This window comes from Arthrobacter sedimenti (genome assembly GCF_042652025.1).
GTDB lineage: Bacteria > Actinomycetota > Actinomycetes > Actinomycetales > Micrococcaceae > Arthrobacter > Arthrobacter sedimenti.
This window is the reverse complement of record NZ_JBHSDQ010000003.1, coordinates 35,269-59,425: the sequence shown is the minus strand read 5'-3', so window position 1 is coordinate 59,425 and position 24,157 is coordinate 35,269. Positions and strand designations below refer to the sequence as shown.

The following is a 24,157-nucleotide window of genomic DNA, read 5'->3' as shown; positions in this document are numbered from 1 at the left end:
CTAGCCCTCCACTTTTTCAACCACAACGGCGGGTTCGGACACCTCGGCCGGTTCAGCGGCCAGGTCCACCGTCAGCGTCTCGCCCTTGACCAGCTCGGCGTTGGCCAGCAGCGCATCCACCACGTTCTGCGCGGCAGTGACGGTGGTCCGGATCCGGTCGCTGACGTTGAGGCCGGCGTCCTTCCGGGCCTGCTGGATGGCGCGGACCATGTCGCGTGCCAGGCCTTCGGCTTCCAGTTCCGGGGTGACTTCCGTGTTCAGCACCACGAACCCGCCGCCGGGCAGCACTGCGACAGCTGCCGAACCGCCGTCGGACTCTGCCACCACCGTCTCCAGCGTGTACTCCTGGGGCTCCAGCTGCAGGCCGCCTGCGGTGACCACACCGCTGTCGTCCACGGACCAGTCGCCGGACTTGGATCCCTTGATGGCCACCTGGACGTTCTTGCCCAGGCGCGGGCCGGCCGCCCGGGCGTTCACCACCAGCTTCTGCTGGATGCCGAACTCCTCCGGAGAAGCCGTGGCGGCATCCAGCAAGCGGACGGAACGCAGGTTGAGTTCATCGGCGACGACGGCGGCAAAGCTTTCCAGCGTGTCTGCGCCGGGTGCCACCACGGTGAGTTCCTGCAGCGGAAGTCGGACGCGCAGGTTGGCTGCCTTGCGGAGCGAGGACCCGGTGGAGCAGATCTGCTGCACCCGGTCCATGGCTTCCACCAGGGACGGGTTCGCCGGGAAGAGGTCCGCATCCGGCCAGTCGGCAAGGTGGACAGACCGGCCGCCGGTCAGGCCGCGCCAGATCTCCTCCGACACCAGCGGCAGCAAGGACGCTGCAGCGCGGGTAACGGTCTCCAGCGCGGTGAACAGCGCATCGAAGGCATCCTGGTCCTCGTCGAAGAACCGCTGCCGGCTGCGGCGGACGTACCAGTTGGTGAGCATGTCCAGGTAGCTGCGCAGCGAGTCGCAGGCACCGGAGATGTCGTAGGTGTCCAACTGCGCGGTCATGGTGCGGACCAGGTCGCCGGTGTTGGCCAGGAGGTACTGGTCCAGGGTGTCCCGGTAGCCCTCGTAGCGCAGTTTGGCGTCATAGCCGGCGCCGCCATTCGCAGCGTTGGTATAGAGCGTGAAGAAGCTGTAGACGTTCCACAGCGGCAGGATGACCTGGCGGACGCCGTCGCGGATGCCCTGTTCGGTGACGATCAGGTTTCCGCCGCGGAGGATGGGGCTGGACATCAGGAACCAGCGCATGGCATCGGAGCCGTCGCGGTCCAGGACCTCGGACACGTCCGGGTAGTTGCGCAGGCTCTTGGACATCTTCTGGCCGTCGGAGCCCAACACGATGCCGTGGCTGATGACATTCCTGAAGGCGGGCCGGTCGAACAGCGCCGTGGACAGGATGTGCAACATGTAGAACCAGCCGCGGGTCTGGCCGATGTACTCCACAATGAAGTCCGCGGGGTTATGGGTGTTGAACCAGGCTTCGTTCTCGAACGGGTAGTGCACCTGGCCGTACGGCATGGAGCCGGAGTCGAACCAGACATCCAGCACGTCCTCCACGCGGCGCATCACGGACTGGCCCTCTTCGGGGGTCCGGGGGTCGTCCGGGTTGGGCCGGGTGAGCTCATCGATGAACGGCCGGTGCAGGTCCACCTGGCCGTCCTTGTTCAGCGGGAGCCGGCCGAAGTCCGCTTCGATCTCGGCCAGGGAGCCGTAGACGTCGGTGCGCGGGTACTCGGGGTCCGTTGACTGCCATACGGGGATGGGGCTGCCCCAGAAACGGTTGCGGCTGATGGACCAGTCGCGGGCGTTCTCCAGCCACTTGCCGAACTGGCCGTCCTTGACGTTGCCGGGGATCCAGTTGATCTCCTGGTTCAGTTCCGACATCCGGTCCTTGAACTTGGTGACCTCCACGTACCAGGAGGACACCGCGCGGTAGATCAGCGGGTTCCGGCAACGCCAGCAGTGCGGGTAGCTGTGCTCGTAGCTGGCCTGGCGGACCAGCCGGCCCTGGGCGCGGAGCACCTGGGTGATGGGCTTGTTGGCTTCGAAGACCTGGAGGCCCACGATGTCGTGCAGGTCGCCGTGCTTGAACAACGGCAGGAACTTGGCGCCTTCGTCCACGGACAGGACAACGGGGATGCCTGCCTCCTCGCACACCTTCTGGTCGTCTTCACCGTAGGCCGGTGCCTGGTGGACGATGCCCGTACCGTCGGTGGTGGTGACGTAGTCGGCCACCACGAAACGCCAGGCATTTTCCATGCCGTACTTTTCGTTGTCGGCGAAGTCATCCCAGAGCCGCTGGTACTCCAGGCCCTCCAGTTCAGCGCCGGTGTGGGTGGACACGACGGCGGCTTCCGCAGCTTCGAAGCTGTCGTAGCCCAGGTCCTTGGCGTAGCTGCCCAGCAGGTCGGCGGCGAGCAGGAAGCTTCCGGTGACAGGGGCGTCGGCAGAGGCTGCCTTGATGCCGTTGGGTCCGGCTGGCAGTACGGCGTACGTGATGGAAGGCCCGACGGCGAGCGCGGCGTTGGTGGGCAGCGTCCAGGGGGTGGTGGTCCAGGCGAGGGCCTGCACGCCGGCAAGCTCCCTGGACAGCTCCGTCTCCCCCGGAAGGATGGGGAACGTGACGGTGACGGTCTGGTCCTGGCGGTTCTTGTAAACGTCGTCGTCCATGCGCAGCTCGTGGTTGGACAGCGGGGTTTCGTCCTTCCAGCAGTACGGAAGGACGCGGTAGCCGTTGTATGTCAGGCCCTTGTCGTGCAGCTGCTTGAACGCCCAGAGGACCGATTCCATGTACTCGACGTTGAGCGTCTTGTAGTCGTTGTCGAAGTCCACCCAGCGGGCCTGGCGGGTAACGTAGCTGCGCCATTCGTCGGCATACTTCATCACCGAGGCGCGGCAGGCGTCATTGAACTTGTCGATGCCCATGGCTTCGATCTGGGTCTTGTCCGTCATCCCCAGCTGCTTCATCGCCTCAAGCTCGGCGGGCAGGCCGTGGGTGTCCCAGCCGAACCGGCGTTCCACGCGCTTGCCGCGCTGGGTCTGGTAGCGGCCCACCAGGTCCTTGGCGTACCCGGTCAGGAGGTGGCCATAGTGCGGCAGGCCGTTGGCGAAGGGCGGGCCGTCGTAGAACACAAACTCGTTGCTGCCCGGCTCACCGCCGGGAACATCGGCACTGCGCTGGTCGACGCTGGCCTGGAAAGTGCCGTCCTGGTCCCAGTACTTCAGGATGCGCTCTTCGACCTCCGGGAACTTCACGGAGGCGGAAACGCCGGCGCTGCCGTTGGAGGAAGTGCTGGAGGCTGAGGCCTTGGGGTAAAACGTCATGTTCGACATCCTGGGTTGAGCGTGGTGAACCCCCGGCAGGAGCCGGACGTTCCGTTCAGGATGCGAGGACGGCTGCCGTGCCGTCCCTAAGACGTCACGCCCACCGCGGTACCACCTCACTTACCGGCGCTGGGCGTTCCCTTAGGGAACACCCGCTGCTCCGGCCTCTCATTACTGCTGTGACGGGCTTACCCGTCCGGTTCTACTGACGCGGCGTGCCTTGGAGGTCGCGGCCGCGGGTTCTTCCGGAAGCTCACCGGTGATTGCCGGGTCATAGCCACTCCAGAGTCTACTATCGCGGCAGCTCCAGTGCCATTCAGCACGAGCCCCACCGGTCAGGTCCATGCCGCCCTTCCGAATGAGTGCCGCTCCAAACGACCAGTGTGCCCTCCCGGGGCTGACGCGGGCCCTCGCATTGCCTAGACTCGCCTCATGGCAGCTTCCGGCCACCCCCCATGGCGGCGGCGTGCAACCACGGCCTGCAGATGGCTGTTCATTCCGGTTGCCCTGCCGGTGGCGGCGGTGTCGGTCATTCGCGCCGTCCCGGCCGATTGGCCCCTGCCGGCGGTGCAGCTCGTTGCCTTCACGCCTTGGTTCGCGGTGCCGGCGTCAGCAGCCCTGCTTCTTGCCTTCCTGGGACGGAGGCGGTGGCAGCAGGCGGTGGCAGCGGCCTTGCTGGGTTGCCAGGCGTTCTGGCTTTTCCCACTGGACGTCCGGGAACCTGCTGCGGAGGCTGCCGGGGCCCGGGCGTCCCTGGTCGCCATGAGCATCAACGCGGAGTTGGGCGGCGCGGACGCCGCCGGAATCGTGGCCCTGGTCCGTGAAGAACGCGTGGAACTGCTGGCCATCGAAGAGTACACGCCACAACTGGCACGACGGCTCACGGCGGAAGGGCTGGACGGGCTGCTTCCACATCGGGTTGCCCATGCCAGGGATGGCGCCGGCGGCACTGCGATCTACGCCTCGCACAACCTCGAGGATGCCGGTGTGCTCCCTGGCACCCAGTTCACCATGTCGATGGCACGCCTGGACATGGGCGCCGGGAGCCTGCGGGTGGTGGCCGTCCATACCTTGGCCCCGGTGGGCAACGGCCTCCATCAGTGGCGCAGCGACCTGGCCACCGTGGGCAGGGCGGACAACGGCTCCGGGCCCCTTTTGCTGGCCGGGGACTTCAACGCCACTTATGACCACCGGGAGTTCCGGGCGCTGCTGGCCGGGCAGGGCGGCGGCCGGAGTCTGGTGGACGTTGCCGGTTCGCTGGGAAGCAGGCTGGTGCCCACCTGGCCGATGCGCGGCTACAGCCTGCCTGGAATTACGCTCGACCACCTGGTGACCAGCCCCGACATCAGGGGCTCGGGATACTCCGTCCACCGGGTTGCCGACACCGACCACGCGGCGGTGGTGGCAACCCTGCACATCCAGGTTCCCTAGTTCGTTCCGGCGACAGGTCCTCCTGGTCCAGGGTGCCCTGGCCCGCTCAGCCCTTCCGGATGAGTTTGTAATTGGCGGCCTGCGCCACCGGCCGGATGACGATCTGGTCCAGGTTGACGTGGTGCGGGACGGTGACGGCGTAGCGGACCACATCGGCCACATCCTCCGCCGTCAGCGGCTTCTCCACGCCCTGGTACACCTTGCCGGCGGCCTGCGGGTCCCCCAGGCGGTTCAGCGCGAACTCCTCGGTCTGCACCAGGCCCGGTGCTACCTCGATGACACGGAGGTTGTGCTCGGCTTCCTCCAGGCGCAGTGCTTTGGTCAGGGCGTGCTGGCCGAACTTTGCGGCGTTGTAGCCGCCGCCGCCCTCGTAAGCGTCCAGGCCCGCGGTGGAGGTCAAGTTCAGCACCGTTCCTTCGCCGGTGGCCCTCAGCATTGGCAGGAAGGCCCGGGTGAGTTTCATGGTGCCCAGGACGTTGACGCGGTACATCCACTCCCAGTCGGCCGTGCTGGCGTCGCCCACCTTATCGGCGCCGCGGGCGCCTCCGGCGATGTTGATCAGCGTGTCGATGCCGCCTGCCTCGGTGACCTGGGCGAGGAGCCGGGACACGTCGTCGTCCTCTGCAATGTCTGCGGGAATCGCGATGGCGCCGGTTTCGCTTTCCAGGGCCGCCAGGCGTTCAGCGCGGCGTGCCACGGCGAAGACCGTCCACCCGTCGGCGCGCAGCGCACGCACTGCCGCCTCCCCGATTCCGCTGCTCGCGCCGGTTACCAGTGCTGCCTTCTTCTGCAAGTCCTCAGTCATGGCACCACCCTAGCGGGATCAGCCGGCCGGACGTCCCAGTAGGTAATCAAGCAGGACCCGCGCATTGTTGGCCTCTGTATTGCGGGCGGCGTAGAGAAGGGTGACGCGGGAGTGCCTGGCAGCCAGTTCCACCAGGGTGTCCACCGCCGGATTGGAGTCCAGTTCCAGCCGGTAGCGTTCGGTGAATTCGGCAAACCGCTCGGGGCGGTGGTTGAACTCCTTGCGCAGCTCCGTGGACGGCGCCACGTCCTTGAGCCAAAGGTCGACGGCGGCACCCTCCTTGGGCATGCCCCGGGGCCAGAGCCGGTCCACCAGGACCCGGGAGCCGTCGTCGTCCGCCGGCGGCTCATAGATGCGCTTCACTCTGAAGGTGCCTTGAATATCGCCCATAGGGCGCATGCTACCCGCGCCCGCGCGCCGGCGGGTCCAACGGGTTGGGTGGGATGCAAGCGGGCATGAAAGAATTGCCCAATGGCTGAAGACACGCAGGGTACAGACACGCCCACCACCGCCCCCATCAATGTTCCGGACAAGCCGGCCCTCGAAGGCCTCGAAGCCGCGCTCACCCAGCGCTGGCTGTCCGAAGGAACCTACAAATTCAACTCCGACACCACCCGGGAGCAGGTCTACTCGATCGACACTCCCCCGCCCACCGCGTCGGGGTCCCTGCACGTGGGGCACATGTTCTCCTTCACCCAGACGGACGTCCAGGCACGCTACATGCGCATGACCGGAAAGAACGTCTTCTACCCGATGGGCTGGGACGACAACGGCCTGCCCACCGAACGCCGCGTCCAGAACTACTACGGCGTCCGCTGCGATCCCGCCATCCCCTACAACGCCGACTACCGGCCCCCGGCACAGCCCGCCAAGAACCAGCGCGATTTCGATGTTGTGTCACGCCAGAACTTCATCGAGCTGTGCGAGGAACTGGCTGTGGAGGACGAGAAAGTCTTCGAAAACCTGTTCCAGACCCTGGGCCTGTCCGTGGACTGGGACCTGACCTACCGCACTATCGATGACACCTCCAGGGCAGTGTCCCAGCGCGCCTTCCTGGCCAACCTGGCCGCTGGCGACGCCTACATGGCCGAAGCGCCGACGCTGTGGGATGTCACCTTCCGCACGGCCGTCGCGCAGGCTGAGCTGGAGGACCGCGAAGTCCCCGGCGCCTACTACCGCTACCCCTTCTTCACCGAAGACGGCGACAAGGTCTTCATCGAAACCACCCGCCCGGAGCTGCTGGCTGCCTGCGCAGCCCTCGTAGCAAACCCCGACGACGAGCGGTACCAGCCGCTGTTCGGCAAGACGGTGAAGTCTCCGCTCTTCGACGTCGAGCTCGAGGTCAAGGCCCACCCGCTGGCCAAAGCGGACAAGGGTTCCGGCATCGCCATGGTGTGCACCTTCGGTGACCTGACCGACGTCACCTGGTGGCGTGAACTGCAGCTTCCCACCCGCCCCATCATGGGCCGTGACGGCCGCATTATCGCCGAAAACCCTGAGTGGATCACCAGCGAAGCCGGCAAGCAGGCGTACGCGGCCATCGCCGGCAAGACTGCTTTCTCTGCGAAGGAGGCCGTCGTGGAACTGCTCAAGGAAGCGGACCTGCTGGACGGCGAACCGAAGAAGATCACCCACCCGGTGAACTTCTTCGAGAAGGGCGACAAGCCCCTGGAAGTGGTTACGTCCCGCCAGTGGTACATCCGCAACGGCGGCCGCGACGAGGACCGCCGCGAACGCCTCATCGGCCGAGGCAAGGAAATCGACTTCCACCCGTCCTTCATGCGCTCCCGCTACGAGAACTGGATCGCCGGCTTGAACGGTGACTGGCTGGTTTCCCGCCAGCGGTTCTTCGGCGTGCCCATCCCCGTCTGGTACCCGCTCGATGCACAGGGCAACCCGGACTACGACAACCCCATCCTGCCCTCGGACGAGCTGCTGCCCGTGGACCCCGCGGCCGACGCCGCCCCGGGCTTCGACGAGGCACAGCGCGACCAGCCCAACGGCTTCACGGGCGACGCCGACGTCCTGGACACGTGGGCAACGTCCTCGCTGACGCCGCAGATCGTGGGCGGCTGGAGCCGGGATGAGGACCTGTTCGCCAAGGTCTACCCGTTCGATCTTCGCCCGCAGGGCCACGACATCATCCGCACCTGGCTGTTCTCCTCCGTGGTCCGCGCCGACGCGCTCCAGGACTGTGCCCCCTGGAAGCACGCCGCCATTTCCGGCTGGATCCTGGACCCGGACCGCAAGAAGATGTCCAAGTCCAAGGGCAACGTGGTGGTACCCACCGATGTCCTGAACGAATACGGCTCGGATGCTGTCCGCTACTGGGCTGCCTCGGCGCGGCTCGGTGCAGACACCGCTTATGAGATCGCGCAGATGAAGATCGGCCGCCGCTTGGCCATCAAGCTGCTGAACGCCTCCAAGTTCGTGCTGAACCTCGGCGCCACGGAGAACTCCGTGCTCACCGGGGACCTCTCCGTCCTGACCAATCCCTTGGACCGGGCACTGCTGGCCCAGCTGGCCGACGTCGTGGCACAGTCCACCAAGGCGTTCGACAACTACGACTACGCACGCGCCCTGCAGCTCACGGAGTCCTTCTTCTGGCAGTTCACTGACGACTACGTGGAGCTGATCAAGGACCGCGCCTACGGAGCTGCCGGCGAGGCGGAACAGGCGTCGGTTCTCGCTGCGCTGGCTACCACCCTGGATACGCTGCTGCGGCTCTTCGCCCCGTTCCTTCCGTTCGCCACGGAGGAAGTGTGGAGCTGGTGGCGCACCGGATCCGTGCACCGCGCCGAATGGCCGGCTGCGCTGGAGATCCCGGGCGGGGACACCACCATGCTGGCAACGGTTGGTGTGGCCCTGAGCGGTGTCCGGAAAGCCAAGTCCGAGGCCAAGGTCAAGCAGCGCACCGAAGTGCTGTCTGCCACCATCACCGCCCCTGGGGCGCTGGCGGCACAGCTGCAGGCCGGGCTGGCTGACTTGAAAGCGGCGTCGAACGCCCGGGAGATCACTGTTGCAGTGGGCGACGGTGACCTTGCCGTGACCGACGTTGCCCTGGCGCCGAGCGACGAGCCCGCCAAGGCCTGATACCGGACGCACCTGGTTCCAGACACAGGGGAAGCCCCATCAGCGTTTTGCCGTTGGTGGGGCTTCGACTGTTTCGGCCATCCGGTGACGTGCTCTGATGGTCTGGCAGGTTCCGCTGATCTCCAGGTCTTACTACCCGTCACTGGTAGCTTGCAGCGACTTTGCCGATGGCTGCGTCAACTGCATATCACTGAATCTTTGGCTCCTGCGTCCCCTTCTTTCGAAGTGGTAAGCACTATTTTTCTCCCGGCCCGGTCCACGTGCAAGGGCCCCGGGAAAACTACATTTTGGTAGTTTTCCCGGGGCCCTTGGCGTCCCGGTTCTGCGGCCCGGGCTGCTCAGCCTGTCCTGGATGTCAGTGGAATTCCGGGCTCTCGGTGCGGCTGCGCTTCAGCTCGAAGAAGTGCGGGTAGGCGGCGATCGTGGTAGTGGCGTCCCAGATCCGCCCGGCTTCCTCGCCCCGCGGAATGCGGGTCAGGACGGGGCCAAAAAAGGCGGTTCCGTTGAAAGCCACCACAGGGGTGCCGACATCCTGGCCCACGAGCGATATGCCTTCCTCGTGGCTGGCCCGGAGCTGCTGGTCGTAGGCGTCAGTGTTGGCAGCGTCAGCGAGGTCGGCGGGGAGGCCGCAGTCGGCAAGGGCCTTGGTGATGACCGCCGACCGGTCCTTTTCACCCTGGTTGTGGATCAGGGTGCCCATGGCGTCATAGAGCGGCTTAATGAACTGCGGGCCGTGTTCTTCCCTGGCGGCGATGATCACGCGGACCATGCCCCAGGCGTTGTCCATGGATTCGCGGTAGCCGGGCTCCAGGTCGCGTCCCTCGTTCAGGACGGCAAGGCTCATCACGTGCCACTCGGTCTCGATGTCCCGGACGCTTTCCACCTCGCCGATCCAGCGGGAGGTCACCCAGGCAAACGGGCACAGGGGGTCGAACCAGAAATCGGCTTTGTTCTTGGCAGGTGAAGTCATGAAGGTCCTCTCGGTCAGGCAGACTTACGGCGCTTGGCCACGTGCGGAATCATGGTGGGTTCGGCTCCCCGCAGGACCACGTCTTCGGTGATCACGACGCTGGCAACGTCCTCGCGGCTGGGAAGATCGAACATCACGGGAAGCAGGACCTCTTCGAGGATCGCGCGCAGGCCACGGGCACCGGTGCCGCGCTCCAGGGCCTGGTCCGCGATGGCTTCCAGGGCGGTGTCATCAAAGACCAGTTCCACGCCGTCGATCTGGAACATCTTCTGGTACTGCTTCACCAGGGCGTTCTTGGGCGTGGAAAGGATCTGGATCAGGGCGTCCCGGTCCAGGTTGGACACCGTGGTGATCACGGGGAGCCTGCCGATGAATTCGGGGATCAGTCCGAATTTCAGCAGATCCTCCGGCATGACCTCGCCGTAGGAGTCCACCTTCTTGCTGGCCTCGTTGAGCGGGGCACCGAAACCGATGCCCTTGCGGCCGGACCGGGACCCGATGATCTCCTCCAGGCCTGCAAAGGCGCCGGCAACGATGAACAGGACGTTGGTGGTGTCGATCTGGATGAATTCCTGGTGCGGGTGTTTACGCCCGCCCTGCGGCGGCACGGAAGCCACTGTGCCCTCCAGGATCTTCAGGAGCGCCTGCTGCACACCCTCACCCGAGACGTCACGGGTGATGGAGGGGTTCTCGCTCTTGCGCGAGATCTTGTCAATCTCGTCGATGTAGATGATGCCCTGCTCGGCCTTCTTGACGTCGTAGTCCGCGGCCTGGATGAGTTTGAGGAGGATGTTCTCCACATCCTCACCCACGTAGCCGGCCTCGGTGAGGGCAGTGGCATCCGCCACTGCGAAGGGAACGTTCAGGCGCCGGGCAAGGGTTTGGGCGAGGTACGTCTTACCGCAGCCGGTGGGGCCGATCAGGAGGATGTTGGACTTGGCGATTTCGACGTCGTCGTGGTGCCCGCCCTCCCCCAGGCTCCCGGACTTGGGCGCATGGCCTGCCTGGATTCGCTTGTAGTGGTTGTAGACCGCGACGGCGAGGGACCGCTTGGCAGGCTCCTGGCCGATGACGTATTCCTGGAGAAAGTCAAAGATTTCACGCGGCTTGGGCAATTCGAAGCTGCCCAGATCGGCGACCTCCGCCAACTCCTCTTCGATGATTTCGTTGCACAACTCGATGCATTCATCGCAGATGTAAACACCGGGCCCGGCTATGAGCTTGCGCACCTGCTTCTGGCTCTTTCCACAGAAAGAGCACTTCAGCAGATCCGTGCTCTCGCCAATCCGAGCCATATGTGAACCCCTTAGTATCCTGCTGCCAGGCAGCCCTGCACCGTTGCTGAAATCTTCCGGACCAGCGCGGACCGGATTGTGACACCATCCACTCTAGGTCACATTCGGCCCCAAGGGTGGAAAGAAAAGGCCGGTGCGGCCAAATGAACTGGGCCGCACCGGCTTTCCGTACTGCTACCTCGTGATCGCCTGGGGTTTGATCTTGCGTGAATCAAGCACCTGGTCGATGAGGCCGTATGCCTGGGCCTCGTCTGCGGTAAGAATCTTGTCGCGCTCGATGTCGTTGTTGACCTGCTCCGACGTGCGGCCGGAGTGCTGCGCCAGGGTGTCCTCGAGCCAGGAGCGCATGCGCATGACCTCTGCCGCCTGGATCTCCAGGTCGGAGGCCTGGCCGCCCTGGCCGCCGGACAGTGCCGGCTGGTGGATCAGGACGCGGGCGTTGGGCAGGGCAAGCCGCTTGCCGGGGGTACCGGCCGCCAACAGGACCGCAGCCGCACTGGCAGCCTGGCCCAGGCAAACGGTCTGGATCTCGGGGCGGATGTACTGCATGGTGTCGTAGATGGCCGTCATGGCCGTGAACGAGCCACCCGGCGAGTTGATGTAGATGGTGATGTCGCGGTCCGGGTCCGTGGACTCCAGGACCAGCAGCTGCGCCATGATGTCGTCAGCGGAAGCGTCGTCCACCTGCACGCCGAGGAAGATGATGCGGTCCTCGAAGAGTTTGGTGTACGGGTCCTGGCGCTTGAAACCGTAAGGGGTGCGTTCCTCGAACTGCGGCAGTACGTAGCGGCTGGACGGAAGATTGCCGGCTGACCACCCGAAGTTGTAGTTCATTGTGTTTGCTCCTGATCGAAGGGGTTCTGGATGCCGGTTAGCTCTGGGAGTCGGATTCGCCGGAGGAACCGTTGGACGTTCCACCGCCGCCTGACACGGAGCCGGCGTGCGCGGCGATCTTGTCGAAGAAACCATATTCGAGGGCCTCTGCGGCAGTGAACCACTTGTCGCGGTCGTTGTCCTTGAGGATGGTTTCCACGGTCTGGCCGGTCTGTTCAGCGGTCAGTTCCGCCATGACCTTCTTCATGTGCAGGATGAGTTCGGCCTGGATCTTGATGTCGGACGCGGTGCCGCCGATGCCGCCGGACGGCTGGTGCATCAGCACGCGGGCGTTGGGGGTGGCGTAGCGCTTGCCCTTGGTGCCCGAGGAAAGCAGGAACTGGCCCATGGACGCGGCCAGGCCGGTGGCGACGGTGACGACGTCGTTGGGGATGAACTGCATGGTGTCATAGATAGCCATGCCTGCCGTGACGGAGCCGCCGGGCGAGTTGATGTAGAGGTAGATGTCCTTTTCCGGGTTCTCGGCCGAGAGAAGGAGCAGCTGCGAGCAGATCGCGTTGGCGTTGTCGTCACGCACCTCCGAGCCCAGCCAGATGATCCGCTCCTTGAGAAGGCGGTTGTAAATGTAGTTGTCCTGGGCTGCAGGATCGACGGTCGCCATCCGGGGGGCCTCTGAGTGCTGTGACATGTTTACTTACCTCTCACTGGTGACGGTGACATCACTGAAAATCACTACTTGGACACTAACCGGTTTCACCGGTCTTTTGTTCGCGCACCGAGGGCTGTTCGCTGACGGCGCACGATCGTCGAATCCGCGGCAGGTTGTTACAGCTTCAACGCGAACGGCCCCCGGATCGGAGTGATCCAGGGGCCCGTGCTGTAGCTCGGTAAGGACTAGGCCTTGGCCTCTGCCGTGGCGTCCTCGGCTTCGACAACCTCGGTCTCAGCGGCGTCGGCGTCGGTGGCGTCAGCGTCCGCTGCATCGGCGGCGGGAGCTTCCTCGCCGCCGGGGCGGACGAAGTCGCTCAGGTCCACTGCGTTGCCGTCGGTGTCGGTCACCGCGGCCTGGCCCAGGACGACGGCCAGCGCCTTGCGACGGCGGACCTCGGAAACCATCATGGGCACCTGGCCGCTCTGGTCGATGATCTGGGCGAACTGGTTGGGGTCCATGCCGTACTGGCTGGCGGTGGTGACAATGTAGTCGATCAGCTCGTTCTGGCTGACGTTGACTTCTTCCTTCTCGGCGATGGCGTCGAGGATGATTTCGTTCTGGAAGGCGCGGGCGGTGTTGGCGCGGACCTCTTCGCGGTGCTCCTCGGTGTCGTGCTCGCCGTCACCGTGGCCGTTGCCCTCCTGGAAGTGGGCTTCGAGCTGCTCTTCGACGACGGAGTCCGGAACCGGAACCTCAACGAGTTCCACCAGCTTGTCCAGGACCTTGTCGCGGGCCTCAACGCCCTGCTCCACGATCTTGGACTCGGCGGCCTGCTTGGCCAGGTCTTCGCGGAGTTCGGCGAGGGTGTCGAACTCGGAGGCCAGCTGCGCGAAGTCATCGTTCGCCTCGGGCAGTTCGCGTTCCTTGACGGCCTTAACTACAACCTTGACCTGTGCGGCTTCGCCGGCGTGGTCGCCGCCCACCAGGGTGGTGTCGAAGATGGCGTCCTCGTCGGCGCTGAGGCCGGTCACGGCCTCGTCCATGCCCTCGAGCATGGTGCCGGCACCAACCTGGTAGGACAGGCCGGCAGCGGAGTCAACCTCTTCGCCGTCGATGGTGGCGGTGATGTCGATGGTGAGGAAGTCACCGTCGGCCGCGGGGCGGTCAACGGACTTCAGGGTGCCGAAGCGGCCGCGCAGTTCGTCCAGGGCCTTGTCCACGTCGGCGTCGGAGGATTCCGCAGCCGCAACCTGGACCTCGATGCCGGCGTAGTCCGGGAGTTCAATCTCGGGGCGGACGTCCACCTCGGCAGCGAACTTCAGGCCGCCGTCGGTTGCAGAGGGATCGGGCACCTCGGTGATTTCCACCTCGGGACGGCTCAGGGGACGGATGCCGGACTCCTGCACGGCAGCCTGGTACCAGCCGTTGAGGCCCTCGTTGATGGCAGTCTCCAGGACGTAGCCACGGCCGACGCGCTGGTCGATGAGCTTGGCGGGAACCTTGCCCTTGCGGAACCCGGGGACCTGGATCTGCGACGCAACAGTCTTGTAGGCCGAGTCGATGCTGGGCTTCAGTTCCTCAAAGGGGACCTCAACATTGAGCTTGACCCGCGTGGGGGTGAGGTTCTCGACAGCGCTCTTCACGGTCTAAGTACTCCTGGGTTGTGGGATGGGTTTCTGCAACGCATTGTGTCCAGGCCTACTGGTCCTGGCCGCAGAGTCGGGGTGACAGGATTTGAACCTGCGACTTCCTGCTCCCAAAGCAGGCGCTCTAGCCAAGCTGAGCTACACCCCGTAAGTGCACAGGCAAGTCTACGGTGATACGCGTCGCGATTGCACATTTGACACGTAGGCCATGGATTAGGTTTAGTTGTATCCGGCTTGAACAGCCAGCCCGGAGATTCCGCTGAAAATCGGATCATCCTTCGGGGACGTAGCTTAATGGTAAAGCCTCAGTCTTCCAAACTGATTACGCGGGTTCGATTCCCGTCGTCCCCTCCAGGACAACAAAAGGCCCCTCCTTTGAGGGGCCTTTTTGTGTTTGTGCCCCTACGCCGTTGGCTGCTGGCAGTAGGGGCACCAGTAGAGGTTCCGGCCGGCAAGGTCGGCCATGAGCACGATGGTGCGGCACACCCGGCAAGGCAGTCCGTGCCGCTTGTAGACGAAATGGACGTCGTCACGGTGCGGGAAGCTGCCGCTCTTTGCCGGAACGGGCACGCCCGCCGCAGCGGCCTTCGCAGCCGTGGTGCCGTCGAGCGTCCAATATTTAGGCGGGGTGGTGATGATCCGCCCGTCCGCCACGCCGTCGGTCATGACGGCGACGATGTCGCGCCAGAGCTTGCGGGCATCGCCGTCCGCCAGTGCGCTTCCGGGCAGCCACGGATCAAGGCGTCGGCGGAAGAGGACCTCGGCGCGGTACACGTTCCCGACGCCGGCAATCACCTTCTGGTCCATGAGCAGCGCCGCCAGGGGGGTCTTGCGGGCAAGGACGTTGGCGGCGAACCGGCCGGCGTCACCGCGCAGGTTCCGCAACGGATCCGGCCCGAGCCGCGCCAGCACCGCGCCTGCTTCCGCCACCGTGATGGTTTCGCAGGTGGTGGCACCCCGAAGGTCCGCCCAGCCGTGGCTTCCGGCGAGCCTGACGCGCACGGCCCCGACGGGTGCCGGCGGTCCGGCGTACGGTGCGCCGCCGTCGTCGTCCCCGTCAGCGAACGCCTCCTGCTCCCCTACCCGCCTCGGGGCGCCGATGCTCGAGGCGCCGCTGAAGGTGCTGTCACCTCCGAAACTCCAGGCGCCGTACAGGCCCAGGTGGACGTGCAGCACCAGCGAGTTGTCGAAATGCAGGAACAGGTGCTTGCCGTGCGCCTCGGCGGCAACCATGGTGCGGCCGTCCAGCAGCGCCGCTCCCCCACTGAACCGCCCCTGCGGACTGGAAACAGCCAGCGCTTCACCGGCGAAGACGTCGCCGAACTGCCGGGCGAGCCTGCGGACGGAATGGCCCTCAGGCACTACTCGATGACCTCGCCGGTTGCCTCGAACACGGCGATCTTTTCGATCCGGCGGATGTGGCGTTCATCGTTGCTGAACGGTTCGGCCAGGAATGCCTCGACCAGTTCGGTGGCTTCTTCCACCGTGTGCTGGCGGCCGCCCAGGGCCACCACGTTCGCGTCATTGTGCTCGCGGGCCAGCGTGGCCGTGGAGAGGTTCCAAGCGAGGGCGGCGCGGATACCCCTGACCTTGTTGGCGGCGATCTGCTCGCCGTTGCCGGAGCCGCCCAGCACGATGCCCAGGGCGTGGATGCCGGCTTCCCGGTCCGCCACCACGGCAAGGGCGGCGTTGATGCAGAAGGAAGGGTAGTCGTCCTGGGCGTCGTAAACCTGGGGACCGTGGTCCACCACCTCATATCCCTTCCCGGTCAGGTGGGAGACGAGGTGGGCGCTGAGCTCCATCCCTGCGTGGTCGGTGGCGATGTGGACCCGCGGGAAGGCAGGGGTAGTGGTCACGTGCTAAGTCCGTTCATTTCGTGGGGCTGGCGGGCCGCCGGTGGAGGCCGGAACGACACCGATAAGGATACTAGGACGGGCCGCGACTCAGGATTCCGTCAGCCTGCCGGCAGGTGGCGGGCCTCCGCCGCGCCGGGCCCTGGCGGCCACCCGGGTGAGGACTTCGGCCAGCCGCGCGGCCGAAGCCTGGCTGCCGCCGCTGACGGCGACGCGCTGGCCGTCGGTCTTGCTGACGACGACGGCGGGCCCGCTGCTCACCAGCATGGCGGCGGTTCCGCGGTGGTGCCGGTAGCCCCACCCGCCGTAGTCAGCCGCTTTGACGTCCGCGGCGCTGGCATCTGAAATGGCGCCGGCAGGCACGTCCATGACCGGGACCACCCCGGCCAGCATGACCTTCAGCCCTCGCCGGTCCGCCCTGATGCGGGCAAAGAGGAACGCGGCGCCGATGACAGCCAGGACAACCAGGAGGATCCCCAGCCACGGCACCACCACCGCAATCAGTGCTGCCGGAAAGAGGGAGGCGATGGCGATCATCACGAAGACTGAACTCCTGGCGTGCACCCAGAGCCTGATGCTGTCCCGGGCAAGGTCCGGATCCTGTTCCCTGGCAATGGCAATCTGCAGGGCCCGGTCGTCTTCCGGCGACCATTGCCGGTCAGCTTTGTACACCATGCCCATTGCCACGCCGAGCGATACCGCGGCGCCGCTGCCGAGGGCGAGGACTGTCATGTCCACATGCGACTGCCGGGCGTCGGCCAGCCCGGTTTGGCCGATCAGCCCTGCGGCAAGGGCCGAGGTGATGAATAGGCTGAGGAACAGCCCCGCCCCCATCATGATGCGCCGCATCATGACCGGCCGGCCGAGGGGTACCGCCTGCAGCAGGACCAGCCAGCCTGCCACGGCGATTCCCGCGGCACCAACCCCTACATAGGCGCCAAATGGCGCGAAGGCTGCACCGCCGTCGTCCGTCCACTGGATGGCGAGTGGATCCGGAAGGTCCGGACGCAGCAGAAACGCGCAGTAGACAAAGGCGGCGGCCAGCACGACGGGGAACCCGACAGCAAAACGCATCGCCTTGGTGTCCACCGAATCCAGCAGCTTTCCCATGTATTTAACGCTACCCCTGCGGCAGCCCCGCCAACCGTCCGGCCCGGCAGGGAGACCGCTGTGACCTGCGCAACTTGCCAAGGACTGCAGGGATGGAAGAATGCATCACAGTGCCGGAACCGGGACCACCGGCCGGCAGCCGAAACACCACTGGAGGACCTCCTTTGCCAGGCATGAACCTGACGCGCACCGAAGCCCGTGAGCGCGCCGAACTGATCACCGTCGAGTCCTACGACGTCAACCTCGACCTGACCCGCGGCGGCGAGGTCTTTGGCAGCACCACCACCGTGAAGTTCACGGCGGCACCGGGATCGTCCAGTTTCATCGACGCTGTCACCCGGACGGTGCACGGCGTGACCCTGAACGGCCGCAGCCTTGACCCGGCCACCGTGTCGGACGGCGTGCGGATCCAGCTGCCGGACCTGGCGGAGCACAACGAGCTGACCGTTGTGGCCGACATGCCTTACATGAACACCGGGGAAGGCCTGCACCGGTTCGTGGACCCGGTGGACAACGAGGTCTACCTGTACACGCAGTTCGAGGTTCCCGATTCCCGCCGGATGTTCACCGTGTTCGAGCAGCCGGACCTGAAAGCAACGTTTGCCTTCACCATCACGGCACCGTCGCACTGGGACGTCATCTCCAACTCCCCCACACCTTCTCCGGAGGAAGCCGCCCCGGCAGAAGACGGCTCGGCCAGATCGGTGTGGACCTTCGCCCCGACGCCCCGGCTGTCCTCCTACGTCACGGCCCTGATTGCCGGCCCCTACCAGTCCGTCCGCAGTGAGGTCACCAGCTCAGACGGCCGCGTGATCCCGCTCGGCGTCTTTGCCCGGAAATCGCTGATGCAGTACCTGGACGCGGACAACATCTTCGAACTCACCCGCCAGGGATTCGGGTTCTTCGAGGCGCAGTTCGGCTGCCCCTACCCGTTCGAAAAGTACGACCAGCTGTTCGTTCCGGAGTTCAATGCCGGCGCCATGGAGAACGCCGGTGCCGTGACCATCCTGGAGGGCTATGTCTTCCGCAGCAAGGTCACCGGGGCCCAGGTGGAGCGGCGAGCCATCACCGTCCTGCACGAACTGGCCCACATGTGGTTCGGCGACCTGGTGACCATGCTCTGGTGGAATGACCTCTGGCTGAACGAATCCTTCGCCGAGTACATGTCCCACCTGGCGGCGGTGGAGGCAACCTCCTTCACCAGTGCCTGGACCACGTTCGCGTCCGTGGAGAAGTCCTGGGCCTACCGGCAGGACCAGCTCCCCACCACGCACCCGATCTTCGCCGAAATCAACGACCTGCAGGACGTTGAGGTCAACTTCGACGGCATCACCTACGCCAAGGGTGCCTCGGTGCTCCGGCAGTTGGTGGCCTGGGTGGGGCCCGAACAGTTCATGGCCGGTGTGCGCGAGTACTTCGCCAAGCACTCGTGGCACAACACGGAGCTAAGCGACCTGATGGTGGAACTGGAAAAGGCCAGCGGACGCGACCTGGATGACTGGGGCCGGCAGTGGCTGGAAACCGCCGGCGTCAATACCCTCGCTCCCGAGCTGGACGTGGACGCGGAAGGGAAGCTGCGCTCCTTTGCCATCCTGCAGTCCGCGGTTCCGGAGTGGCCCACCATCCGCCCGCACCGCCTTGCCGTGGGGTTCTACAACCTTGACGACGCCGGCAAGCTCACCCGGGTGCACCGCGAGGAATTGGACGTCGACGGCGAACGTACTGAGGTGCCGGCACTGGCCGGCCTTGCCCAGCCGGACCTGATCCTCATCAACGACGACGACCTCGCCTATGCCAAGGTGCGGCTGGATCCCAGGTCGCTGGCCACCGCCACCGCCCGCCTGAAGGACTTCACCGAAAGCCTGCCCCGGACCCTGGTATGGAACTCGGCGTGGGACGCCGCCCGGGACGGCGAGACTCCGGCCCGGAAGTACGTGGAGCTGATCCTGGCCAACGTGGCCGCGGAGACCGACTCGTCCGTGATCCTGGTCCAGCTCCGCCAACTGGCCACCACCCTGAATTTCTATGTGGCCGAAGAACACCGCGAGGCGACTACGGCGGCGGCGGCGGACCGGCTGTGGGATCTGGCTGCGGAGGTTCCGGCAGGCTCCGATGGACAGCTGCAGTTCATCAAGGCTTTTGCCCTCCTGGCTCGCAGCGGGTCCCAGCTGGACCGGGTGGCCGGCCTGCTGGACGGGTCGGTGGCTTTGGAGGGACTGAGCCTGGACCAGGACCTCCGGTGGGAACTGGTGGCCTCGCTGGTGGCCGGCGGCCGGATGGGCCAGGACGGCATCGACTCGGAGCTGCAGCGGGACAACACCTCCAGCGGACAGAATGCTGCCGCGCTGGCCAAGGCCGCCATTCCCACCCCGGAGGCGAAGGCCGCGGCCTGGGAGTCCATTGTGGTTAAGGGCGAACTGTCCAACGCGCTGCAGGGATCGGCGGTGACCGGCTTCATGCGGGTGCCGGACCGCTCCCTCCTGGAGCCGTACTCCGAAAAGTACTTTGCGGCTGTGCCTGGCATCGTGGCAACCCGCACCCACGCACTGGCCCAGCAAATCGTCGTCGGCCTCTACCCGGCGCTGCTGACCACCCAGGCCACCATCGACCGGACCGACGGCTTCCTGGCGTCGCTGCCGGCCGAAAGTGCCGCACTTCGCCGCATGATGCTGGAAAACCGCGACGGCGTTGCCCGCGCCCTGCGTGCACGCGCAGCTGACGTGGTGGCGGACGGCAGCCCGCAGTGAGCCTCGGCGAGCACCACTACTCCCTGGCAGTCCAGTGGACCGGCAACCGGGGAGACGGAACCTCGTCCTACCGGAGCTACTCGCGGGACCACGATGTGCTCATTCCGGGCCTGCCGCCCCTGAAGGGCTCGGCCGATCCCACGTTCCATGGAGACCGGGAACGGTACAATCCGGAGCAGCTCCTCCTGGCCGCACTGGCGCAGTGCCACATGCTCTCCTATCTGCATGTGGCCGTGAAGCACGGTGTGGTGGTCACTGACTACCGAGACGAGGCAACCGGGCTGATGCGGCTCAACAGGGACGGCAGCAGACAGTTCGAGCGGGTTGTCCTGCATCCGCACGTGACGGTGGCCGATGCCGCACAGGCCGAACTGGCCGCGTCGCTGCACCATGAGGCCAACCAGGTCTGCTTCATCGCGCGGAGCGTGAACTTTCCGGTGGAACACCAGCCGGAGACCGTGGCGGGCTAACCGCCGCTTTCATTGTGGAGCAGCCGTAGGAGGCGTTCCTCAGTAGCGGGCTGCAGGCCGGCCTTCCGGGGCCGGCCCAGCCCGCGGGCACGTTCGTCAGCCAGGGTGTCCGCCATGGTTTCCTGCCACGGCCGCAGCACCATGCCGGCGGCTTTGGCTGCCCGGTTGCTGCGGGCCATGAAGCCCTCGTGGTGCGGTGGCAGCCAGAGGGGAAGGGACTCCGGCCCGGACCAATAGTTGACGCCCTGCTCCACCAGCCAGTCCCCTGAAGCCGTGACGGCAGCTTCTTGCGAGGCGGAAGCCTTCCGGCAGGCGCTCACGATGTCCGCAAAGGGGACCTGATCCCCCATGGCGTTCAGGGGTCCGGTGATCCCCTCTTCTGCAGCCCGCAGGATCCAGGCCGCCAGGTCCCGCACGTCGATGACCTGCGTGGGGTCGCCGCCGATGTCCGGGACGAGCACTGGTCCGGAGTTCCTGGCGAAGCGGACGGGCCAGTAGCCGTAGCGGTCGGTGGGGTCGCCGGGGCCGCTGATGAGGCCTGCCCGGCAGAGGTGGGCCGTCCCGTGTGTGGCTTCCAGGGTGGCTTCCTCGATGGCCACTTTAGACTCGCCGTAATTTTCCGGCGTGGACAGCGTCCCGGCGGGCAGCGCCGGCAGAAGCGGTGCGTTCTCCGCCGCGCCGGGCACGGAGTTGTCGGCGTAGGCCGAACAGCTGGACACGAAGGTCCAGTGCCCAGCCCGGCCCGTGAGTGCCGCCAGGGCTTCCCGCGCCGGTTTGGGGTCCCGCGCGACCTCGATCACGGCATCCCAGTCCCCGGCCAGTTCCTGGTATGCTGCCTGCCCTGTTGACCGGTCCGCCCTGATCCACTCTGTGCCGGGCGGCGGCGCAGCCGTTGTTCCGCGCGCCAGGCACGTGACGTCATGGCCGGCGGCAACCGCCTGACTGGCAATCTCCTTGGAGAGGAAGGCGGTTCCGCCGAGGATGAGGATGCGCATTGCTCCACGCTACGGCGCTAGGGTTGAAAGAGAACAGAGCAATATCCCAAGGAGCTATTTCCACCCATGGTCAGCATGTTTTCCCTCTTGCCCCCTGCCACCAGCCAGCCAAGCGGTGTGAGCGTCCCGGGCATCGTGATCAGCCTCGGCATTGGCGTCGGCGTCTGGCTGGTGGCGACCTTCATCATCTCGCGCATTACCAAGCGCGTCGCGGCGGGAAGCAATTTCTTCAAAAAGCCCACCTTCAAATGGGTGGCGCCGGCCTTCCGCGCCCTGGATCATGAACGCCGGGTCCAGCGCGCGGAGACCATCGGCTCGCTCCTGAACAGCGTGGTGGGCGTGCTGGTGGTAATCATCACCGGCATGTACGTGCTGCAGAACCTGGACATCAATATCGCCCCGCTTCTGACCAGCGTGGGAATCCTGGGTGTGGCCATCGGCTTCGGCGCCCAGCAGCTGATCCGCGACTTCCTGGCCGGGATTTTCATTACCATTGAAGACCAGTACGGAATCGGCGACGTCATCGAAACCAGCGAGGTGGTGGGCGTGGTGGAGTCCATGGGCCTGCGGATCACCCGGGTCCGCTCGGACGACGGCGCCATCTGGTACCTGCGCAACGGCGAGATTCTGCGCGTGGGCAACCGGTCGCAGGGGCGCTATGTCCCGCTGCACGAATCCGACGACGGGACCACTGACCAGGGCTCGGCGCACGTTGAGACCAAGAAGACAGACCAGAAAGCCGGGGACTAGCATGTCGCTTCCCATCGAGCCGCGCCGCCCCGTCCAGGGCCAGCGGCCGCCGTTGATGCAGAATGATCCCTTCAGCAAGCCGGACTACACCGACAGCTTCTACGATGCAGTGGGTGGACACGACACCTTCGTAAAGCTCATCGACGTCTTTTACGACGGCGTAGCCACCGATCCGGTGCTGCGGCCGATGTATCCGGAAGAGGACCTGGCCCCCGCAAAGCGCCGTTTCCTGATGTTCCTCGAGCAGTACTGGGGCGGCCCCACCACGTACGGCGAGGAACGCGGCCACCCGCGCCTGCGGATGCGGCATATGCCGTTCAGGGTCACGCCCGAGGCAAAGGACCGGTGGCTGTTCCACATGCGCACCGCCGTGGATGCCCTGGAATTGCCGCCGCTTTACGAGGGCACCCTGTGGGACTACATGGAGCGGGCCGCGCTGTCCATGGTGAATAGCCCTTCCGACTCCTGAACTCTTGATAACCGCAAGTGCAGATACGGCCGCAGCCGCAGGGGCCTAAAGCAGGCCGCTGCCGGTCCGGGCCAGGACGTGGCCGCGGGGCCCTGTCAGCCGGAACCAGCGGCCGGCCCGGTACAGCTTCTGGTCCCCGTCACCCAGGAACCCCAACGCCAAGGCCGCGAAGGCTGCACCGGCGGGCAGGCCGGCGTCATCCAGTTCGCGTCCCCAGACTGCAGCCCGTGCGTTATTGACGATGAGGGCACCCGGCTTGTCCGGCACAATGCCTGCCACTTCGGCTATGCCCGCCTCCGCCGCAGCCCGAAGCCGGGCGTCGCTGACGGACCCCAGCAGCTCCCATCCGCCCCGCGGCGCGCCCACCCCCGTCCACGACTCGCTGACTGTGGTGGGCGGCACCGGGAATTCGACGACCTGCTCCCCTACCCGCGCGAGCCGGTCCAGGACGGATGACAAGGCAACGGTGACATCTGTCCCGGACGGTTCCGCCAGGGCCATAGTGCGCAGGCCAAGAATGGTGGGCGTCGATTCGCCCAGGAGCCTGGGCCGCAGGACGCAAACGTAGGCGGCAAGGACCTGGCCGGCGGCCTGCAGGCGCATAGCTCCGCTGTCGTCGATAGACTTGGCCCGCGTGGCGAACGTCTTGAGGTCGGCCAGATCCCGGGGATCGGCGAAACGGAAGGACGAAGTGAGAAGTTCAGACACACCTAAGACACTACCGGCTGTCCGGTTGAGTGGTTCCCGCGGCGACGTCTAGAGTCAGACCCATGACTGAAGCCGAAGCCGGACTGCTGGCGCCGCCAAGCGGAGACCCAACCTCATCACTGATCGAACTGCTGGACCTTGGTGAGCTTGAGGGCGCACGGACGGATGAGGATATTTTCCTGGGCCCCTCCCAGCAGCAGCCCCACCACCGGGTGTTCGGCGGGCAGGTGCTTGCGCAGTCACTGGTCGCGGCCACCAGGACGGTGGATCCGGAGCGGTTCGTCCACTCCATGCACGGCTACTTCCTGCGGCCCGGTGACGCCAACAAGGCCATCACCTTCGGGGTGCAGCGGCTGCGCGACGGCCGGTCCTTTTCCGCCCGGCGCGTGCACGCCTACCAGGACGGGGTGCCCATCCTGTCGATGATCGCTTCCTTCCAGGGTGAAGATGAAGGCATTGACCACTCCTCTGCCATGCCGGCCGGAATCCCGGACCCTGAATCACTGCCCAGCACCGCTGACCTGCTGGGAAAGTTCGACCACCCAGTGGCCCGGCACTGGGCGTACGAGCGCCCGTTCGACATCCGACACGTCGACCCGCCGCTGTATGTGTCCGCAACCGGACCGCGCGAGGCCCGCAACGCCGTGTGGATGAAGACTTTCGGCCCGATGCCGGACGACTCGAACCTGCACCGTGCGGCCCTGGCCTACGCCAGCGACTACACGCTCCTTGAGTCCATCCTTCGACGGCACGGCCTGAACTGGACCAGCCCGGGCATGAACGTCGCCAGCCTGGACCACGCCATGTGGTGGCACCGCCCGGCACGCGTTGATGAATGGCTTCTCTACGTCCAGGAGTCCCCCAGTGCTCATGGCGCCAGGGGACTGGCCACCGGCAAGATCTTCAACCGTGAGGGCCACCATGTCGCCTCAGTGGCCCAGGAGGGCATGGTCCGCATTCCTGCTCTCCCGGAAAACGCGTAAACCCTGTCGGCAGCTCCAGCGGCGGCAC

Annotated in this window: 20 protein-coding genes and 2 tRNA genes; 8 read left to right on the top strand and 14 right to left on the bottom strand. The window is 65.8% G+C overall.

What is annotated here, in order from left to right:
• Positions 1-3,318 (bottom strand): isoleucine--tRNA ligase, encoded by a 3,318-nt coding sequence (gene ileS / locus ACFO0G_RS08335; protein WP_376977018.1) that lies wholly within the window; start codon positions 3,316-3,318, stop codon positions 1-3.
• Between the two features lie 432 nt (positions 3,319-3,750).
• Between ileS and ACFO0G_RS08330 the strand changes: the two genes are divergently transcribed.
• Entirely contained in the window at positions 3,751-4,749 is a 999-nt protein-coding gene (locus tag ACFO0G_RS08330; protein WP_376977017.1) for an endonuclease/exonuclease/phosphatase family protein, read from the top strand.
• 46 nt (positions 4,750-4,795) lie between these two features.
• Here ACFO0G_RS08330 and ACFO0G_RS08325 read toward each other — a convergent pair whose 3' ends face one another.
• Both ACFO0G_RS08325 and ACFO0G_RS08320 read right to left on the bottom strand, forming a co-directional pair.
• Complete coding sequence (locus tag ACFO0G_RS08325) at positions 4,796-5,554, bottom strand: SDR family oxidoreductase (protein WP_376977015.1); 759 nt, start codon at positions 5,552-5,554, stop codon at positions 4,796-4,798.
• Between the two features lie 18 nt (positions 5,555-5,572).
• Positions 5,573-5,944 carry a DUF488 domain-containing protein gene (locus ACFO0G_RS08320; protein WP_286397509.1) on the bottom strand — a complete coding sequence of 124 codons (372 nt, stop codon included), beginning with the start codon at positions 5,942-5,944 and terminating at the stop codon, positions 5,573-5,575.
• A gap of 81 nt (positions 5,945-6,025) precedes the next feature.
• On the opposite strand from ACFO0G_RS08320, the gene valS reads away from it, so the two are divergent.
• Positions 6,026-8,647 (top strand): valine--tRNA ligase, encoded by a 2,622-nt coding sequence (gene valS, locus ACFO0G_RS08315; protein ID WP_376977014.1) that lies wholly within the window; start codon positions 6,026-6,028, stop codon positions 8,645-8,647.
• Between the two features lie 355 nt (positions 8,648-9,002).
• On the opposite strand, the gene ACFO0G_RS08310 is transcribed toward valS, so the two are convergent.
• The 6 genes from ACFO0G_RS08310 to ACFO0G_RS08285 all read right to left on the bottom strand — a co-directional run bounded on the left by ACFO0G_RS08310 (position 9,003) and on the right by ACFO0G_RS08285 (position 14,192).
• A complete protein-coding gene (locus tag ACFO0G_RS08310) occupies positions 9,003-9,617 on the bottom strand; it encodes a mycothiol-dependent nitroreductase Rv2466c family protein (protein WP_376977013.1) in 615 nt (204 codons plus the stop codon).
• 14 nt (positions 9,618-9,631) lie between these two features.
• Positions 9,632-10,912, bottom strand: a complete 1,281-nt coding sequence (gene clpX / locus ACFO0G_RS08305; protein ID WP_142133619.1) for an ATP-dependent Clp protease ATP-binding subunit ClpX — start codon at positions 10,910-10,912, stop codon at positions 9,632-9,634.
• Positions 10,913-11,086: 174 nt separating this feature from the next.
• A complete protein-coding gene (locus tag ACFO0G_RS08300; RefSeq protein ID WP_142133618.1) occupies positions 11,087-11,746 on the bottom strand; it encodes an ATP-dependent Clp protease proteolytic subunit in 660 nt (219 codons plus the stop codon).
• 37 nt (positions 11,747-11,783) lie between these two features.
• Positions 11,784-12,407 (bottom strand): ATP-dependent Clp protease proteolytic subunit, encoded by a 624-nt coding sequence (locus tag ACFO0G_RS08295; protein ID WP_286404440.1) that lies wholly within the window; start codon positions 12,405-12,407, stop codon positions 11,784-11,786.
• 233 nt (positions 12,408-12,640) lie between these two features.
• On the bottom strand, positions 12,641-14,041 hold the full coding sequence (gene tig, locus ACFO0G_RS08290; RefSeq protein ID WP_286397513.1) for a trigger factor: 1,401 nt from the start codon (positions 14,039-14,041) through the stop codon (positions 12,641-12,643).
• A gap of 76 nt (positions 14,042-14,117) precedes the next feature.
• Positions 14,118-14,192, bottom strand: a tRNA-Pro gene (locus tag ACFO0G_RS08285).
• Between the two features lie 132 nt (positions 14,193-14,324).
• Here ACFO0G_RS08285 and ACFO0G_RS08280 point away from each other — a divergent pair.
• Positions 14,325-14,398: transfer RNA gene (locus ACFO0G_RS08280), tRNA-Gly, on the top strand.
• Positions 14,399-14,446: 48 nt separating this feature from the next.
• Here the strand turns inward: ACFO0G_RS08280 and ACFO0G_RS08275 are convergent.
• The 3 genes from ACFO0G_RS08275 to ACFO0G_RS08265 all read right to left on the bottom strand — a co-directional run bounded on the left by ACFO0G_RS08275 (position 14,447) and on the right by ACFO0G_RS08265 (position 17,007).
• A complete protein-coding gene (locus ACFO0G_RS08275) occupies positions 14,447-15,406 on the bottom strand; it encodes an Fpg/Nei family DNA glycosylase (protein ID WP_286397515.1) in 960 nt (319 codons plus the stop codon).
• A complete protein-coding gene (locus ACFO0G_RS08270) occupies positions 15,406-15,900 on the bottom strand; it encodes a ribose-5-phosphate isomerase (RefSeq protein WP_286397517.1) in 495 nt (164 codons plus the stop codon). The genes ACFO0G_RS08275 and ACFO0G_RS08270 overlap by 1 nt, the downstream gene beginning before the upstream one ends.
• Positions 15,901-15,987: 87 nt before the next feature.
• On the bottom strand, positions 15,988-17,007 hold the full coding sequence (locus ACFO0G_RS08265) for a hypothetical protein (protein WP_376977012.1): 1,020 nt from the start codon (positions 17,005-17,007) through the stop codon (positions 15,988-15,990).
• Between the two features lie 173 nt (positions 17,008-17,180).
• Between ACFO0G_RS08265 and pepN the strand changes: the two genes are divergently transcribed.
• Both pepN and ACFO0G_RS08255 read left to right on the top strand, forming a co-directional pair.
• Complete coding sequence (pepN, locus tag ACFO0G_RS08260) at positions 17,181-19,754, top strand: aminopeptidase N (RefSeq protein ID WP_376977011.1); 2,574 nt, start codon at positions 17,181-17,183, stop codon at positions 19,752-19,754.
• Positions 19,751-20,224 carry an OsmC family protein gene (locus ACFO0G_RS08255; RefSeq protein WP_376977010.1) on the top strand — a complete coding sequence of 158 codons (474 nt, stop codon included), beginning with the start codon at positions 19,751-19,753 and terminating at the stop codon, positions 20,222-20,224. The genes pepN and ACFO0G_RS08255 overlap by 4 nt, the downstream gene beginning before the upstream one ends.
• Here the strand turns inward: ACFO0G_RS08255 and ACFO0G_RS08250 are convergent.
• On the bottom strand, positions 20,221-21,219 hold the full coding sequence (locus ACFO0G_RS08250) for an NAD-dependent epimerase/dehydratase family protein (protein WP_376977009.1): 999 nt from the start codon (positions 21,217-21,219) through the stop codon (positions 20,221-20,223). The two genes, ACFO0G_RS08255 and ACFO0G_RS08250, sit on opposite strands and share 4 nt — an antisense overlap.
• Positions 21,220-21,285: 66 nt before the next feature.
• On the opposite strand from ACFO0G_RS08250, the gene ACFO0G_RS08245 reads away from it, so the two are divergent.
• Together ACFO0G_RS08245 and ACFO0G_RS08240 are read left to right on the top strand one after the other, a co-directional pair.
• On the top strand, positions 21,286-21,969 hold the full coding sequence (locus ACFO0G_RS08245) for a mechanosensitive ion channel family protein (protein WP_376977007.1): 684 nt from the start codon (positions 21,286-21,288) through the stop codon (positions 21,967-21,969).
• Between the two features lies 1 nt (position 21,970).
• The gene (locus ACFO0G_RS08240) at positions 21,971-22,438 is read left to right on the top strand and encodes a globin (RefSeq protein WP_286397526.1); all 468 of its coding nucleotides are present in this window, start codon (positions 21,971-21,973) and stop codon (positions 22,436-22,438) included.
• Between the two features lie 45 nt (positions 22,439-22,483).
• On the opposite strand, the gene ACFO0G_RS08235 is transcribed toward ACFO0G_RS08240, so the two are convergent.
• On the bottom strand, positions 22,484-23,146 hold the full coding sequence (locus ACFO0G_RS08235; protein ID WP_376977005.1) for a DUF8185 domain-containing protein: 663 nt from the start codon (positions 23,144-23,146) through the stop codon (positions 22,484-22,486).
• Between the two features lie 62 nt (positions 23,147-23,208).
• Between ACFO0G_RS08235 and ACFO0G_RS08230 the strand changes: the two genes are divergently transcribed.
• Positions 23,209-24,129 carry an acyl-CoA thioesterase gene (locus ACFO0G_RS08230; RefSeq protein WP_286397530.1) on the top strand — a complete coding sequence of 307 codons (921 nt, stop codon included), beginning with the start codon at positions 23,209-23,211 and terminating at the stop codon, positions 24,127-24,129.
• The last annotated feature ends 28 nt before the right edge of the window (positions 24,130-24,157 follow it).